Genomic DNA, 15,822 nt, shown 5'->3' on the forward strand with positions numbered 1-15,822 from the left:
AAAGTCTTGCTGTCATTGTTAGGGGGGTATTTTTAAGATTTAGTAAATTTTTATTAAAAGTTACCCCTTAAATAGAGGGTATTCTGGTTAATTATGCTTGATTTGTAAAAATTATCCCTTAATTTTTAGGTCATAATTCAGTTTGATGGAAAATGCTATCTCCCGTCGGGCCTTTTTGACCAAAAGTGCAGCGCTCGGAGCCGGGGCGTATCCAGCTATTCTGGCGCTGAACCTGTTACCCGCTGCGCCCGTGCACGCCTTCGACCTGCGGGCAGGCAGTGGCCAGGGCAAGCACGTTATCGTGCTGGGTGGTGGCCTAGCCGGCCTGACGGCCGCCTACGAGTTGCGCAAGCTGGGCTACCGCTGCACCATCCTGGAGGCTCGGCAGCGAAGCGGCGGCCGCTGCTGGAGCGTGCGCGACGGCGTCACTACTACCGAAACGACCAATTCGCAGCAAACGGCAGTCTTTGATAAAGGACTGTATTTCAACGCCGGGCCTTCACGCATTCCGCATCATCACCAGCTCAGCATGCACTATTGCAAGGAGCTAGGAGTGCCGCTGGAGGTGTATAACAACGTGAACGAGGGCAGCTACTACTTTGCCGAGGGCAAGGGACCGCTGTCGAATAAAAAGGTGCGGGCCCGCGAGATTCACAACGACATGCGGGGCTACATGAGCGAGCTGCTAGCCAAAGTAGTAAGCCAGAATCAGATAGATACTGCCCTTTCGGCCGAAGACAGTGCCAAAGTGCTGGAGTATCTGCGCGCCGAAGGTGGCCTCGACCTTGATAAGCTCTATAAAGCTTCGTCGCGGCGCGGCTATGCCGAAGCACCGGGCGCGGGCAACGTTGCCGGCAAGCTCAGCAACCCTCACCGGCTGACCGATATTGTGAGCTCGGGCCTGCTCGACCCCGACTTCTACAACGTGGCCGAGTACACTTATGAGCTGCAAATGACTATGTTTCAAGCCGTGGGCGGCATGGACCGCATTGCCCAGGCCCTGGAAAAGCGCGTGGCCGACTGCCTTAAGCTGGGGGCTGAAGTAACCACCATCCAGAACCAGCCGCAGGGCGTGACGGTGACTTATACCGATGCGCAGGGCACTCACGCGCTGGCCGGCGACTTGTGCATCTGCACCCTGCCGCTGCCGGTGCTGAGCAACCTGACTCATAATTTCTCCGGCGATGTGAGCCGGGCCATCGACCGGGTGCCCTACATCCAGGTTGGTAAGATTGGCTTGCAGTTCAAGCGGCGCTTTTGGGAGGAGGATGAGCAGATTTACGGTGGCATTACGCACACTAACAATGAGTTGACGCAGATATTCTATCCGTCGTACGACTACCAGAGCCAGAAGGGCATCCTCATTGGCTACTATAATTTCAACGAGAAGGCCCAGCGGGTGGGGGAGCTGACCTACGCCCAGCGCGAGCAGCTTGCGCTGCAAAAGGGTCAGCTCATTCACCCGCAGTACCCCAAAGAGTTTGAGCAGTCATACTCAGTGAGCTGGCACAAGCAGCCCCACAGCCTGGGCGGCTGGGCTTTGTACTCGCCCGAGGAGCGCCAGACTCTTTATCAGGCACTGCTCAGGCCCGAGGGCCACGTGTATTTCGCGGGCGAGCACACTACTTACCTCACCGCCTGGATGGCCGGCGCTTTCGAGTCGGCGCGCAGCGTGGTGGCGGCCGTGCACAGCCGCCTCAGCAACCAGCGCGTGAGCTACCCTACGGTTAAAAGCTAAGTATTTTTCAGTCAATGGTTTAAATTTTACTTCTCTACGCTCATGCAAGACCTGATGAACCGCCGAAGCTGGATAAAGTCGGGCGCGCTGCTAGCCGGCAGCGCGGCCCTGTTGCCCACGGGTTTGGACGCGCTGGCGGCCACCCGCCCCGCCGAGCGCCTCTCGCCGCTGGCTAGCCAGCTCACCGATGAGGAAGCCTTACTGGCCGCTCCGGTGCAGCTGCGCGCCCGGCTCTCGGCCAATGAAAACCCGTTTGGACCATCGGACAAGGCCAAGCAGGCCATCACGGATTCGCTCACGAGCTGTTACCAGTACCCGCTGCAGGCGCGCGACCTCATGCAAAAAATCGCGGATTTTGAGGGCCTGACGCCCGAGTACATTATGCTCGACGCGGGGTCTAGCCCGCTACTGCTGGCGGCGGCCATGCACTTTGGGCAGCAGGGCGCCATCATCACCGGCGACCCGTCGTATGCCGACCTGCCGCGCAAGGCCGAGAAGTTTAAGGCGCCCATCGTGGCCGTGCCCCTTACGGCCGATTACAAGCTGGACTTGGAGGCGATGGAAAAGAAAATCGACGGCCGCACCGCGCTCGTGTACCTCTGCAATCCCAACAACCCCACCGGCACCGTGCTCGACATGGCCAAGCTGAAGGCTTTCACGGCGCGGGTTTCCAAGAAAACGCCCGTTTTTATCGACGAAGCCTATATTGACTACCTGCCCGACCCGCGCGGCTCGTCCTTGATGGATGCTGTGAAGCAGGGCCAGAACGTCATGGTAGCGCGCACCTTTTCCAAGCTCTACGGCTTTGCCGGCCTGCGCGTGGGCTACCTCGTGGCGCAGCCCGAAATGATTAAAACGCTGGCTCAGTACGCCGTAGGCCCGATGAGCATTTCGGCGCCGGCCATTCGGGCGGCGGTAGTGAGCTACCAGGACCAGGCCTACATGCAGGACGCGCTGAAGAAAACGCTGGCGTCCAAGCAGTTTCTCTACGACGTGCTCAAGCGCGAAGGGTACGAGTACATTCCGTCGGTTACCAACTTCGTGATGTTTCCCATCAAAATGGACGGCAAGCGCTTTGTGGAGGAAATGGGCAAGCGCGGCGTGAGCATCCGCAACTGGGAGTTTAATGGCAAGCAGTGGTGCCGCGTCAGCATCGGGCGAATGGATGAGATGCAGGCCTTCGCAGAGGCTTTCACGCAGGTGTCATAAATAACTGGTTCAGGGAAAATCCGTTTGTCATGCCGAGCATGACAAACGATTTAAAATCAATTACATGCGCAACTATTTTCTCACGGCTAGCCTGTTGCTGCTTGGCAGCGGCGCGGCCCTGGCCCAACCCAACCCGCGCCCCCTCACGCTCGAAGAGTACCAGAAAGCCAAGGCCTTTCAAATCAAAGACCTGGACACCGAGAGCTACGTCAAGTTTGAGAACGCCTACGTGCTCGACCGCTACGAAGCCCGCAAACCCTACTTCATCACCGGCGACGATGGCCTGAAGAAGCGCATCGACCTGTATAAGCTGGTGGCCAAAGCCGGGATGCAGGAAATCGGCACCATGATTTTCTACACCACTGAAAACGGCAAGCGCTACCAGGCGCTGCTGCCCGATTTTACGGCCGACGGCAAGGTGTGGGAGAAGTACTTCGAGGACATCCACGCCATCGACAAGCAGGAGCCCAACTTCGTGCTCAAGCTGAGCTACGTGCTCTCGAAGGAGCTGAGCTTTCAGCAGTATAAGAACCTCAACCAGGGCAAGGACCTGCACGCCGAGGCCGGCCACTACGGCAGCGACATCTGCTTTCCGGGCCACCAACTCGTGGCCTTGGCCGATGGCGGCCACAAGCCGCTGCGCGACATTGTGGCCGGCGACCGCGTGGCTTCCATCCACCCCGAAACCCGCCAGCTAGGCTTTGCCGAAGTGCAGGGGCTGACGGTGCACGCCGCCAAAAACTACGCCCTCACGCGCCTCGACGTGGTGGCCGTGCGCGAGCAGGCTAGCCAGGGGTCCACCCACGCGCACCTCGCCAGCCGGGTGCTGGAGGCCACGCCCAACCACCCGCTGCCCACTCTGGCCGGCCCCAAGCCCGCCGGCGAAGTAGCAGTAGGCGAGCAGATTCTCTGCCTCAACGCGCACACGCAGGCCTACGAGCCGCATACTGTGCTGCGTAAGCAGGAATACGCAGGCGGCGAGCAGCCGGTCTACAATCTGGTGGCTAGCGAGGGCAGCACGTTCATCCTGAATGGCGTGCTGGTATTGCAGAAATAGCCTGGCTAGCCCCCGCTAGCCACAAAAAGAACGGGCGGCCTCTCGCGAGGCCGCCCGTTCTTTTTAATGTGCCAGGTTGGCAATTAAGCGGCCTGGGCCAGCTTTTTGGTGCGCTGCTTGGGCTGCACGTTCTTGCGCTTGATTTTGATGATGCGGGCCTTGTCCAGGGTCCAGATGGCCACGTAGGTGGGGTCAAACTCCCACCATTTTACGCCGAAGTTGACGCGCATGGGCAGCTTGTGGTGGTTGTTCTGAAACAGCTCGCCGAATGCCAAGAAATCAAGCGCCAGCGTGTTCTTACTGTGGTCGTGGTTGTCGAAGTTCTGGTAGCCGTACTTGTGGCCGCCCCAGTTCACGATGGCGCCGTGGATGGGTCCCATCAGGAAGTGAATCGGCAGCAGCAGATACTGCCACCAGGCGGTGGCAAACTGGATGTAGAACAGCACGTAGAGCGTGCCCCAGCCCAAGCGCGAGTACCACTTGTCGCCAAAGTCCTCCACGGCCTGCCACACCGGGTAGTCGCCCTCGAAGCGCTCGGCCAGCTCGTACTTATTATTGAGCACGTCGTTGTAGATGTTCTTGGTCTTCCACATCATATCAAACGCGTTGTTGGAAAACAGCGGCGAGTGCGGGTCCAGCTCCGTGTCGGAGTAGGCGTGGTGCATGCGGTGCAGCAGCGCGTAGGCGCGCGGCGACAAAAACGAGCTGCCCTGGCAGATGTACGTGAAGAGGAAGAAGAATTTTTCCCAGAACTTGTTCATCGTAAACATTTTATGCGCCGCATAGCGGTGCAAGTAAAACGTCTGCGTGAACAGCGACAGGTAATAGTGGGCAACGAAGAAAACCAGGATGACCATTCGGTAATGAAGTAAACGTGAGGCGAGCGCCGCCCGCACAAGCATATTCGCGAGGGGCTTAGTTCAACCGTTAAGACAAAATTACGGCCGTTGTTTAGCCAGAATGACCCTGCGCTTGCACAATGCCATAATGTTACACTGCGCCCCGAAGCTGCGCTAGGCATTGTAAAGCAGCTTGGCTAGCCAAGAAGCCCCGCATGGTAATTCGCAGCGTAAACCTTACCAAGTACATACCAATTGCCGCGCGCCACGCGTTACGTAAGCCTATGAAATACACTTTACTACTTGCGCTAGGGCTATGCTGGAGCACGGCGGCTCAGGCCCAGACAACTTTTGCCACGCTCCGCACCCAGGCCCTGGCGGCTTACCACAACAAGGAATACCGCGAGTCGGCCCAGCGGTATGAAGAAAGCTTTCGGCAGAAAGCAGCCCAGCCCACCGCAAGCGACTTCTACAATGCGGCGTGCAGCTGGGCGCTGGCGGGCGAGGCCGCGAAGGCTTTCCAAAACCTCGACCGGGCTACCACCGCCGGTTGGGATGACATGACGCACCTCAAAACCGACAGCGACCTCACTGCCTTGCACCCCGATAAGCGCTGGGAACCCATGCTACGCAAGCTGCAAGCCACTGTGATACAAGCCGAAGCCAAGCTTAATCAGCCACTAAAGCGTAAACTGGCCGAAATCCTGGAGTCGGACCAGGGGCTGCGCCGCCAGATAGCCCCCACGGAGGAAAAATACGGCTCCAAATCGCCCCAGATGGATTCGCTGTGGCGCCAGATGCAGCGCGCCGATGCCCGCAACCTGCCCCGCGTCATGGCTATCATCGACAAGTACGGTTGGCCTGGCACTAGCCTGGTGGGCCGTTCGGGCAGCCTGGCGGCCTTCCTCGTTATCCAGCATTCTAACCTGGCTACCATGCAGAAATACCTGCCCGTGATGCGCACAGCGGCCGCCAAGGGCGAAATGGCCAAGCAAAACCTGGCCCTGGTTGAAGACCGGGTGCTGACTTTTCAAAACAAACCGCAGATTTACGGCAGCCAGCTGCACTCCAACCCGGACACGGGCAAAATCGAATTTCTGCCCATCGCTGACGAAGCGCACGTGGATGAGCGACGCGCCAGCATGGGCCTGGAGCCGCTAGCCGACTACGCCAAAAACTTCGGCCTCGACTACCGGCCGGTTTCTAAGCATCCCTAGCCAGCCGGCTCGTTATAAAAGGCCCGCGCGGCATCCCAGTGCGGGGCGTCGGGCAGAGGTGCCACAAAGGTCATAGCTTCTTTGGTAACCGGGTGCTGCAATTCGAGCTGGCGGGCGTGCAGCGCGATGCTCACGTCGGGCAGCGGGTTGAGGAAGCCGTACTTCACATCGCCGACAATAGGGGTGCCCAGGCCCGTAGCCAGCTGCACCCGAATCTGGTGCGGGCGGCCCGTTACGGGGTTCACTTGCAGCAGATAGCGGTTGGCAGCGGGGCCCAGCAGCTCGTAGCTCAGCTCGGAGCGCTGACCCTGGCCGTGCTTGTCGGTGTAGGCCTTCGTGACGTTGCGCATGGGGTCCTTCACCAGCCAGTGCACCAGCTTGCCCTGCTCGGGCACGGGCGGCTTGCCGGTGAGGGCCCAGTAGGTTTTCTGCATCTGGCTGTCGCGGAACATCTCGTTCAGGCGGCTCAGAGCCTTGCTGGTTTTGGCTAGCACCACGATGCCCGACACCGGCCGGTCGATGCGGTGGGCCACGCCCACGAAGGCGGCGCCGGGCTTTTTATACTTGAATTTCAGGTATTCCTCGGCTTTTTTGGAAAGCGGCTCGTCGCCGGTTTCGTCGCCCTGCACCAGAATGCCGGCGGGCTTATTAATCACCAACAGGTGATTGTCTTCAAAAATAATTTCCCGGCCTTCGGCCCACAGGTTCGGACGATTCACGCAGCAAGAAGCCGCAGCGCACGCTGCGGGAAAAATAATCTGTTCGCCAAAAAATAGCTAGCGGCCCGCCCGCGCTGGGGCGGGTTTGTTCAGCGTGACTACCCGAACGAATGGCTTGCTGGTCGCGAAGGTAAGAACCCGCGGCCAACGGAGAGTCTTAATCCGCCGCCGAGCAGTGCAGAAGCAAGGGTAAATTCTTGCTTAACAGACTAATAGCCTTCTTCCTTGCTCGGAAATTCGCGATTTTTTACGTCGGCCACGTAGTGCTGCACAGCGGCAGTCATGATGTCGTGCAGCTCGGCGTAGCGCCGCAGAAAGCGCGGCTTAAACTCCTTGGTGATGCCGAGCACGTCGTGCACGACCAGCACCTGGCCATCTACGTCGGGGCCGGCGCCGATGCCAATAACCGGGATGGTGAGCTCCTCGGCCACGCGCTTGGCTAGGGCCGCCGGAATCTTTTCCAGCACCAGCCCGAAGCAGCCGATTTCCTGGAGCAGGTGGGCGTCTTCAATCAACTTGTTGGCCTCGGCTTCTTCCTTGGCGCGCACGTTGTAAGTGCCAAATTTATAGATACTTTGGGGCGTAAGGCCAAGGTGACCCATCACCGGAATGCCGGCCGTGAGAATGCGCACGATGCTGTCCTTAATTTCGGCCCCGCCTTCGAGCTTGATGCCGTGGCCGCCGCTTTCTTTCATGATGCGGATGGCCGAGCGCAGCGCCTCGCTGCTGTTGCCCTGGTACGAGCCAAAAGGCATATCGACCACCACAAAGGCGCGTTTTACGGCGCGCACCACGCTCTGGGCGTGGTAAATCATCTGGTCAAGGGTGATGGGCAAGGTGGTTTCGTGGCCCGCCATCACATTGGAGGCCGAGTCGCCCACAAGCAGTACATCCACGCCGGCGCCGTCCAGAATCTGGGCCATCGAGTAGTCGTAGGCCGTGAGCATGGAGATTTTTTCGCCCCGCTGCTTCATGGCCAGCATCTGGTGGGTAGTTACGAGCTTGACTTCTTTGTGCTGCGACATGGGGCCGGGAAATGGGTTTGGGGGCGCAAAGCTGGCGACAATTTTTGGAACTGCGCGGCGAAGGGAACGCCCGGTACCGGTTTGGCATAGTGACGCGGGGCAACAAATTACGAACTTTCGTGTTTGCCCAATTCACTCACTCTCCTGCATGAAAGCACTAACCCTTTGGCTGACAGGTCTGAGCCTGCTGGCAACTCCCGTGGTGGCCCAAACTACGGCCGAGCTGCGCGGCCACCTGACTAACACTGGCACCGAAAAGCTGCTACTGAGCTGGTGGAGCCAGCCGCTAGCCACCCACGAGCAGCAGCGCGCCGTGCACGTCGGGCCCAACGGCGACTTTAGTATCTCGGTGCCCGTTTCGCGGCCTACGCTGGCGCAGTTCAGCTACGGCGACGAGGAAATGCCCGTTTTTTTGGAGCCTGGCGACGTGCTGGAACTGCGCGGCGATGCCGCAGACCTGGCTGCCACCGGTAAGTTTGACTCTGGCGATGGCGGCGCCCACCGGCCGGCCGCAGCGGCCAATAATTACTTGCAAGACCTGAGCCGTAAATATCTGAACAACGAAGATTATCAAGTATTACCGGAAAATATTAAGCTGTTAGAAAAAGGCTTTCTATCGTTTCTGGATTACCGGCGCGACCACGAAAGCAGCTTGTTGAAGCAGGCTAGCCACCGCGGCAATTTTACGCCCGCTTTTGAGGCCTACGCCGAGGCCGATATTGCTTATGCCTACGCCGAAGACCGCCTCACCTACGCCGACCTGCGCGAGCAAACTGTGGCCGGCCAGCCGCGCATCGAGCTCTCGGCCGACTACTATAATTTTCTGCAAGAACCTGGCCTGCTGCCCGGCAATGAGCTGGCCGTGACCAGCCAGCACTATCAGGATTTTCTGCTGGATTACGTGCATTACCAGGCCCGCATTACTGGCCACCAGCCAACAAACCCCGATTATTACCCCGTGTGCTACCAGCTGGCCGACAAGTTATTGCGCGCGCAGGCTCGCCCCGTAGTGCTGGGTCGCATTGTGCTCGAAACCATCCGGCAGGGGCACGTGGCGCACGCCCAGGCCATGCTGAACACTTACGCCGCTACGGCCCAGGCGCCGGCTGGCTGGGTGGCCCTGCTGCGCACCGACCTAGCCGATAATCAGTCGTTTGCCATCGGCAGTGCTGCGCCGCCGGTACTCTTGCGCACCGTTGATGGTCAAAATCTGTCGCTGGCCGACTTCCGGGGCAAGCTGGTGTACCTGATGTTCTGGGACAGTCGTTTCCCGGCTAGCCAGCGCGAAATCCCCTTTCTAAAAGAACTAACTGCCAGCCTAGCGGGCCAGCCCATCGTCATCGTCATGGCCGCCTTAGACGAGTCGCTCACCAACTGGCAGCAAACGGTGGCCTGCGCCGAGCCCGCGCTGAGCGGCGTGCAGGCCTACGTGCCGACGGGGCAGCGCGAGGCCGTGCGCCAGGCCTACAGTATTGAGCGCCTGCCTAGTGCCGTCGTCATTGCCGAAGACGGCACCTTGCTCGACCTGCACCCGCGCGTGCTTAGCAGCCGCGCCCTGCAAGACGACCTCAAGGCGGCCGTGGGCCGCGCCGCTGCCTACCGCGCCGTAGCGCTTAATAAGCTATAAGCTGATTGCCAGCAAGTAGGAAATTAATAACAAGCCCCGCTCACAATACGTGAGCGGGGCTTGTTGTGAGGCCAGTAGCAGCGCGCTACTGCCGGGGCACGCGCAACGTTTCCCCAACGCGCAATGCCAGGGTAGCGCGCTCGTTGTGCGCCAGTAGCTCAGCTACGGTGCAGTTGTAGCGCCGCGAAATACTGTAAAAGGTATCGCCGCTAGCTACCGTATACACACCGGGGAGGCCGTATTCGCTAGGCAAAGCTGGCTCGGCGGCGGGCGGGCTGAGGTGCAGCAGCTGGCCGGCCCGCAGCGGGGTAGCGGGCGAGATGGCGTTCCAGGCGGCTAGCTCGGCGGGGCGCACCCCCACGCGGCGCGCGAGCGCATACAGCGTTTCGCCGGGTGCCACCAGGTAGGGATGGCTAAAATCGGCCATTGGGCGAGCCGTCGGTGCTGCTACCGGCCGCACCGCCACCGGGGCCAGTAGGGCCGGGCGGCTGGGAGCAGCCGGGCTAGCCACCACCACGGCCGGGTGCGGCACGGGCAGGGGCTGCACCGGCGGGCCCGGCACCTCGGTTGGCAAGTCGTTGATGCTGGCTAGCTCATCGTTGTCATCAGGGGCAGGGCTGGCGACTACTACCGGCGCCGGGGTGGACGCTGGCAAAGGCACCGGCCGGGCGGTTGCTACCGGCCGCGTACCCGGCACCGGCTGATACTCGGCCGCAATGTTGCGCGGGCGGCTGTGGCTCAGCCACAGCACCAGGCCCGGGCGAATGGCCTCGTCGTTGGGCAGGTGGTTGAAGGTGCGCAGGGCGTGGCGCAGCACGCCGTAGTGCTGGGCCACGGCGGCCAGGCTCTGGCCGGGCGCCAGCACGTGGTAGTCCTCCTCAGCCGCTTCCTTTTTGCGCTGAAAGAAGTAGGGCTCGCCGGGAGCCAGCGGCTCGTCGTGGTCCAGCTCATTCACTTTCAAGAAGAAGCCTAGGCTAGCCCCGCCGCGCTGGGCCAGGGCCGCGGCCGTTTCACCGGGGCGGGCCAACATTGCTTTTATTCCATTGATGCGCAGGTAGGTAGGCGCAGGCAACGCCGCGGCGGGCAGGGTTGAGGTGTGCGCCGGCGCCGGGCTAGCGGCCACGGGTGGCGCGCCGGCCAGCGGCACGAGCAGGGTGTAGGCGTGGCCATCCTGCGGCACGGCGCGGGCTAGTAGCCAGGGGTTGAGCTGGGCCAGGGCGTCAGGGTCGGTGGTAAGGGCAGCGGCCTGCTCAGCTAGCGTTTGGCCGGGGGCGGCGGGCACCTCGCGCCAGGGCACAAAGGGCACCGCGTGCTGGGCGCAGACCGGCTCAAAGGCAATTTTTTGAGCCAGAAAATCGAGTAGATACTGGTTGGTATCGGCCGTGAAAGCCATATCGGTGGCGTCGGCGTCGGCGGGTTGGGTGTAGGGGCGCACGCCGCCCAGGCCGGTATTGTAGCTGAGCAGGGCATTGGCCCAGTTGTGCAGCGTGGCGTTATTGCGGGTGAGGTAGCGGGCGGCGGCGCGCGTGCTGGCCGTGAGGTGGCGGCGCTCGTCGATGCTGCCGTTCACGGTCAGGCCCAGGCTGAGGGCGGTTTCGCGCTTGAGCTGCCAGTAGCCCACGGCTCCGTGCGCGCTCTCGGCGTTGCCCTGCAAGGCGCTTTCCTGGAGCACCAGGTAGCGAAAATCGGCCGGTACGCCTTCCTCGGCCAGCACCTGGTCGATGAGCGGAAACGCGGCCTCGGCCAGCGCCACCCGCGCCTCAAACGACGCCGGGTGGCGGCAGAGGCTGTTTACCTTAGCCTGCACCAGCTGCCGGGCTTCATCGTCCAGGGTCAGGTGCAGGCCCGCCACGTCGAGGCTGGCGGGCACGGTGGGCGGGGCGGCGGCCAGCGCCGGGCGGCTGGCTAGCCCCAGCAGCAAGGCCGGGAAAAGTTTTCTCATAACGATATGCCAGTCAACGTATCACGCCGCCTACGGTTGGCAAGTTAGCTGAAAAACGGAAAGATGCCGCTTGAACACAAGCTGTAAAGAACGTCAGGCCGACGCGAGGACGTAGCTCTCCCCGCCGCTAGGGTACTAATCCCAGCAAAGCGGTAGCGCCGCGTCCTCGCGTCAGCCTGATGTTCTTTATCGATAGTAGCGCCGGGCACGCTAGCCGCCGGGAGGGCCGCCAAAGCCACCGGGGCCACCACCGGGTGGGCCACCGCCGCCACCGGGCGGGCCATCAAAGCCGCCGCGCCCGCGCCGGCCCCCGGGGCCATCGGGGGCGGTGGGCAGGGTCGTCATATTAGCCGAGCGGATATTGTAGGTAAACATCAGCATGAAATACTGCTGCAAGACCGTGGTTTGCACGTCTTCGTAGTACGCCACCGTCACGTTGCGCTGAATGGCGCGGTTCTGCTTGAGAATATCGAAGGCGTAGAGCTTGATTTCGCCGCGCTGGCCCGGAAAAATCTTCTTGCCGATGCTGGCATTCCAGAGCACATAATCCTGGTTGTAGGCGGCACTCAGGCCCCGGTACAGCGTGTGGGTTATGTCGGTCTGGAACGAGATGCCCGGCCCCACAATCCAGCTCAGGCGCAGGCGGGTAAGTTGATTAAAGTACCTGTTATCCAATTGTTTGCGTAGCGTATTACGCTCGTAGCTCTGCGTCGAGTTGGAGAAGAGCGTGAAGTCCAGCTTCTCGCTCACGTTGCTGCTCAGCGTGAGGCCGCCCGTGAGCGAGGGCGTGCGGGCGTAGTTGAGCTGCTCATTCACCAGGCCCGGAGTTTGGTTGTAGTTGGCACCCAGGCTCAGGTTAATATTCGACTTGATAACCGTCAGCGGCCGGCCGTAGCTAGCCAGCGCCCGCAGCGTGTACTGCTGCTGAAGATTAGTGGATTGCGTGAGCTGGCCGCCGGCCGGCAGGCGCAGGGCCTGGTCGGTGCCGACGGGCACGATGGTAGTATCGCGGCTCGCCACGATGGTGCGGTTCGAGATGGGGTTCTGGGTGTAGCTGCCCGCGAGCAGGGCGAAAAAATTACTCGACTTGCCGGCCTTGGTAGCCGAGTAGCGGGCCACCATATTGTGGGCGTATTCCTGGTGCAGGAACGGGTTGCCGATGGTCAGCTGCAAGGGGTTCGAGTTGTTCACCACGGCTTGCAGCTGGTTGATGCTCGGCGCGTTGGTGTTGGTGCGGTAAAACAGCCGCAGGTTGTGCTCGCGGTCGGGCCGCCACATCAGCATGGCCTGGGGCAGCACGCTGTAAAACGTATAATCGACCGGGCCGGGGCGCGGAAACGTCTGGTCGCCTTGCAGGCGCGCCACCTGCCCGTTGGCCCCGATGGAGGCCTGAATTTTGCGCGTATTGTAGCGGTAGCTCAGCCCGCCGCCCTGCGTAAGATAGTAATTAGTAAAGACGTTGCTCAGCGCTGTGTCGAGGCGCGAGTATTGCTGGTCGCCGTTGTTGAAGTCGTAGGTACGCTTATCCGAGTTGTTGGGCGCGTAGCTCAGGGCGTAGTTGGCTTGCAGCTGGGCGTGCTGGCCCACCGGCTCGGTATAAGACAGGTTGCCGGCGATGCTGCCGCTGTTTTGGGTCAGCAGCGACTTCTGGTTGAGGTTGGTGGCCGTGCTGCCGATGTTGGTGGTGTTGAGAATGGACGTGCCCGTGCGCCCGGTATACTGGCCGTTGAGGCTGAGCGAGAGCGTGCGCCCGGCGCGGCGGCCCAGCTTGCGGCGCAGCAGCACGTCGCCGCCGGGGTTGATTGCCTGATTGTTGCTCTGGTACAGCGTATTAATCTGGCTCTGCGTCACATTTTCCCGCGAAGTGATGCCGGCCAGCGTCTTGCTGGCGTCGTTTTGCTGCCACGAAAGGCGCGGCCGAAACAGCACCGACGTCATGGAGTCGATTTTCTGGTCGAGCCGGAAATTGGCGCGGTGGTTGGTGTTGGCGCTGCCCGACAGCGAATTTTCGTTGTACAGCGCCCCGGTCACAAACTGGCGGTTGGTGGTGCTGTTCAGCGTGTTATTCGAGTGGTTGTAGAAATAGCTGCCGGTTAGCTCCGTCTTTTTATTCCAGGTATTCGAGTAGTTGAGGCCCGCCGCCGTGGTCTTGCTGATGCCGCCGCTCTGGTTCACCAAAAAATCGCCGGGGTTAGCGCCCGAGCCGCCGCCCCCGCCGCCCCGCCCCCCGCCGGGGGCCGAGTTGCCGATAACCCCCAGCAGGTCGTCGGTGCCGAAGTTTTGCTCGTTCACGTTGTTGCTCTGGGCCAGCACCGTCATGCGCCGGTCGCCGTGAAAGTCGTTGAGATTCAGGCTAGCCCGGTAGCGGCCAGCCTGGTTGCTGGTGGGCGAGCTGCCCGGCCCGGCGCCCACCACGGCCCGCCCAAACTGCCCGTTGCGAAACTGCGGCTTAGTGATGATATTCAGCGTCTTCTGGGTATTGCCATCGTTGAAGCCCGAAAAGCGGCTTTGCTCGCTCTGCTGGTCAAATATCTCGACCCGGTCGATGGCCTCGGCCGGCAGGTTTTTGAGCACCGCGTCGGGGTCAGTGCCGAAGAAAGGCTTGCCATCGACGAGCACCTGCTGCACCTGCTCGCCCTGGGCCTGGGTTTTGCCCGAGGCATCGACCGAGATGCCCGGCATCTTGGTCACGAGGTCGCCGGCCGTAGCGTCCTGATTTACCTTAAAAGCCTTGGCATTGAGGCTGGTGGTGTCGCCGTGCTGCACGGCCTGCACCGCCTGGCCCGTCACCACCACCGTTTTCAGGGCCACACCGCCGGTGGCCAGGCTCACGGTGCCAATGGTGATGGGCGCGCCGCCGGCCGGCACGGTAAGGGGCTGGCGCTGGTCGCGGTAGCCAATGAACGAGGCCAGAAACACGTAGCGCCCCGGCGCCACGCCCGTTATCTCAAAGCTGCCGTCGGCCCCCACGGCCGAGCCGGTGCGCACCGAGTCGGGCAGGTGAATGAGCACGGCATTGGCCCCGATGAGCGGGCTCTGGTCTTTGCCATCGAGCACCTTGCCGCGCACGGTGCTTTGAGCAGCCGCGCTGAAAGTAAGCAGCCAGGCCAGGCTAGCGAAGAGTAGCAAGCGCATAGGGTACTGATTTTTTACAGTTGTCCTGGCGAGCGCAGCGCGGCAATCGCCCCTCCGAACGATGGGCGCATGAAGCTGGCAGCACGGCCGGCGCGGGCGCTGTGCTGCTGCGATTGCCGCGCTGCGCTCGCCAGGACAAACGAATTTTAAATTTTACGCAGCAGCAGCAGCCCATCGCGCACGGGCAGCAGCAGCGGTACCACGCGCGGGTCGTGCCGCACTTGCTCGTTGAAAGCACGCACGGCGCGGGTGTCGTGGTCATTGGCTTTGAGCGGATAAGCGGGCAAGGCCTTGCCGCCCCACAGCACATTATCCACCACCACCAGCCCACCAGAGCGCACCTGGCTGATTACAAGCTCAAAGTACCGGGCATTATGCAGCTTGTCGGCGTCAATAAAGACTAAATCCCATACTTCGCCGACCAAGCCGGCCAAAACATCGCGCGCGTCGCCGATGTGCAGGCTCACGCGCCCGGCCAGCCCCGCCGCCGCCACGTAGCGCCGGATGCGGCTTTCGCGCTCGGGGTTGATTTCGATGGTGTGCAGGTGGCCGCCATTCGGGGCTAGCCCCTCGGCCAGGCTCAAAGTAGCGTAGCCGGTGAAAGTGCCGATTTCCAGAATGCGGCTCGGCCTGAGGAGGTGCGAAAGCAAGCTCAGCAGCCGGCCCTGCCAGTGGCCGGTGGCCATGCGCGGCATCAGCAGCTGCAAGTGGGTTTCGCGCCACAACTGGTGCAGCAGCGGCGGCTCGGGCGCGGTATGCTGGTTGGCGTAGGCCTGGAGAGGAGAGTCGAAATCGGACATAGTAAGAAAGCAAGGCGGCCCAACAACGCGAAAGAGCGCCCCAGGGCTGCCTAAGGGCGCTCGACTACTGCCACGGTTTCAGTTTAAAGCGAAATACTTGAAAGCCCGATTTACCTGGGCCGTAGGTGTGCGCCACTACCTGCCACAGCCCTTCGTAGCGAAATTGCCGGTCGCCACCCGGCGCGATGCGCCGAAATACCCGCACCGGCTGGCCCGTGCGCTCGCTGCGCATGAGGCCCTGGTTGCGGTAATCGTTGGGGGCTTGGTCGGTTACTTGCCGGCCGGTTTTGGGGTCGCGTCCGCCGCTGCCCGCATACCAGAAGTGGTCGTCATGGTAAGCATCGTCTTCGTACTGCTCGGCCAGCACGATACTTTCGGCACCCAAGGCGGCCGTAGCCCCCACGCCGGCCCGCCGCGGCCGGTGCTGGCCCCGTAGCGAAAGCTCCAACCGCGAGGCAAACAAGTCGCCCGGCTGCGCCGTGCCTACGTGGCCAAAAACCGGGGAGGCCGCCAT

12 protein-coding genes are annotated in these 15,822 nt (G+C 61.5%); 5 read left to right on the top strand and 7 right to left on the bottom strand.

Annotated elements, in window-relative coordinates; all coding sequences use genetic code 11:
- Positions 1–175: 175 nt before the first annotated feature.
- From GKZ68_RS05795 to GKZ68_RS05805, 3 genes are all read left to right on the top strand, one after another.
- Complete coding sequence (locus GKZ68_RS05795) at positions 176–1,738, top strand: flavin monoamine oxidase family protein (RefSeq protein WP_367949206.1); 1,563 nt, start codon at positions 176–178, stop codon at positions 1,736–1,738.
- 42 nt (positions 1,739–1,780) lie between these two features.
- On the top strand, positions 1,781–2,947 hold the full coding sequence (locus GKZ68_RS05800; protein WP_173111851.1) for a histidinol-phosphate transaminase: 1,167 nt from the start codon (positions 1,781–1,783) through the stop codon (positions 2,945–2,947).
- 64 nt (positions 2,948–3,011) lie between these two features.
- A complete protein-coding gene (locus tag GKZ68_RS05805; protein ID WP_173111854.1) occupies positions 3,012–4,004 on the top strand; it encodes a Hint domain-containing protein in 993 nt (330 codons plus the stop codon).
- Positions 4,005–4,087: 83 nt separating this feature from the next.
- Here the strand turns inward: GKZ68_RS05805 and GKZ68_RS05810 are convergent, their stop codons facing one another.
- Positions 4,088–4,861, bottom strand: coding sequence for an acyl-CoA desaturase (locus GKZ68_RS05810; protein WP_173111858.1), 774 nt, complete (start codon positions 4,859–4,861; stop codon positions 4,088–4,090).
- A 266-nt stretch (positions 4,862–5,127) separates the two neighbouring features.
- Here GKZ68_RS05810 and GKZ68_RS05815 point away from each other — a divergent pair, with 266 nt between their 5' ends.
- Positions 5,128–6,060, top strand: a complete 933-nt coding sequence (locus GKZ68_RS05815; RefSeq protein WP_254244178.1) for a DUF6624 domain-containing protein — start codon at positions 5,128–5,130, stop codon at positions 6,058–6,060.
- On the opposite strand, the gene GKZ68_RS05820 is transcribed toward GKZ68_RS05815, so the two are convergent.
- On the bottom strand, positions 6,057–6,779 hold the full coding sequence (locus GKZ68_RS05820) for an RluA family pseudouridine synthase (protein ID WP_173111860.1): 723 nt from the start codon (positions 6,777–6,779) through the stop codon (positions 6,057–6,059). The two genes, GKZ68_RS05815 and GKZ68_RS05820, sit on opposite strands and share 4 nt — an antisense overlap.
- 209 nt (positions 6,780–6,988) lie before the next feature.
- Positions 6,989–7,804 (bottom strand): 3-methyl-2-oxobutanoate hydroxymethyltransferase, encoded by an 816-nt coding sequence (gene panB, locus GKZ68_RS05825; protein ID WP_173111863.1) that lies wholly within the window; start codon positions 7,802–7,804, stop codon positions 6,989–6,991.
- Between the two features lie 148 nt (positions 7,805–7,952).
- Between panB and GKZ68_RS05830 the strand changes: the two genes are divergently transcribed.
- Entirely contained in the window at positions 7,953–9,431 is a 1,479-nt protein-coding gene (locus GKZ68_RS05830; protein WP_173111866.1) for a redoxin family protein, read from the top strand.
- Between the two features lie 85 nt (positions 9,432–9,516).
- Here GKZ68_RS05830 and GKZ68_RS05835 read toward each other — a convergent pair whose 3' ends face one another.
- The 4 genes from GKZ68_RS05835 to GKZ68_RS05850 form a co-directional block, all read right to left on the bottom strand.
- Positions 9,517–11,373 (bottom strand): LysM peptidoglycan-binding domain-containing protein, encoded by a 1,857-nt coding sequence (locus GKZ68_RS05835; RefSeq protein WP_173111869.1) that lies wholly within the window; start codon positions 11,371–11,373, stop codon positions 9,517–9,519.
- Positions 11,374–11,583: 210 nt separating this feature from the next.
- Entirely contained in the window at positions 11,584–14,508 is a 2,925-nt protein-coding gene (locus tag GKZ68_RS05840; RefSeq protein WP_173111871.1) for a TonB-dependent receptor, read from the bottom strand.
- Between the two features lie 146 nt (positions 14,509–14,654).
- Complete coding sequence (locus GKZ68_RS05845; protein ID WP_173111873.1) at positions 14,655–15,308, bottom strand: O-methyltransferase; 654 nt, start codon at positions 15,306–15,308, stop codon at positions 14,655–14,657.
- 64 nt (positions 15,309–15,372) lie between these two features.
- Entirely contained in the window at positions 15,373–15,822 is a 450-nt protein-coding gene (locus tag GKZ68_RS05850) for a YDG/SRA domain-containing protein (RefSeq protein WP_173111874.1), read from the bottom strand.

The organism is Hymenobacter sp. BRD128 (assembly GCF_013256625.1).
In the GTDB taxonomy this organism is placed as follows: domain Bacteria; phylum Bacteroidota; class Bacteroidia; order Cytophagales; family Hymenobacteraceae; genus Hymenobacter.

Bases quoted from the DNA above. Each gene is read 5' to 3' on its own strand.
- GKZ68_RS05800 (WP_173111851.1), top strand. From the start codon at position 1,781: ATGCAAGACCTGATGAACCGCCGAAGCTGGATAAAGTCGGGCGCGCTG.
- GKZ68_RS05805 (WP_173111854.1), top strand. From the start codon at position 3,012: ATGCGCAACTATTTTCTCACGGCTAGCCTGTTGCTGCTTGGCAGCGGC.
- GKZ68_RS05810 (WP_173111858.1), bottom strand. From the start codon at position 4,861: ATGGTCATCCTGGTTTTCTTCGTTGCCCACTATTACCTGTCGCTGTTC.
- GKZ68_RS05815 (WP_254244178.1), top strand. From the start codon at position 5,128: ATGAAATACACTTTACTACTTGCGCTAGGGCTATGCTGGAGCACGGCG.
- panB (WP_173111863.1), bottom strand. From the start codon at position 7,804: ATGTCGCAGCACAAAGAAGTCAAGCTCGTAACTACCCACCAGATGCTG.
- GKZ68_RS05830 (WP_173111866.1), top strand. From the start codon at position 7,953: ATGAAAGCACTAACCCTTTGGCTGACAGGTCTGAGCCTGCTGGCAACT.
- GKZ68_RS05835 (WP_173111869.1), bottom strand. From the start codon at position 11,373: ATGAGAAAACTTTTCCCGGCCTTGCTGCTGGGGCTAGCCAGCCGCCCG.
- GKZ68_RS05840 (WP_173111871.1), bottom strand. From the start codon at position 14,508: ATGCGCTTGCTACTCTTCGCTAGCCTGGCCTGGCTGCTTACTTTCAGC.
- GKZ68_RS05845 (WP_173111873.1), bottom strand. From the start codon at position 15,308: ATGTCCGATTTCGACTCTCCTCTCCAGGCCTACGCCAACCAGCATACC.
- GKZ68_RS05850 (WP_173111874.1), bottom strand. From the start codon at position 15,822: ATGGCGGCCTCCCCGGTTTTTGGCCACGTAGGCACGGCGCAGCCGGGC.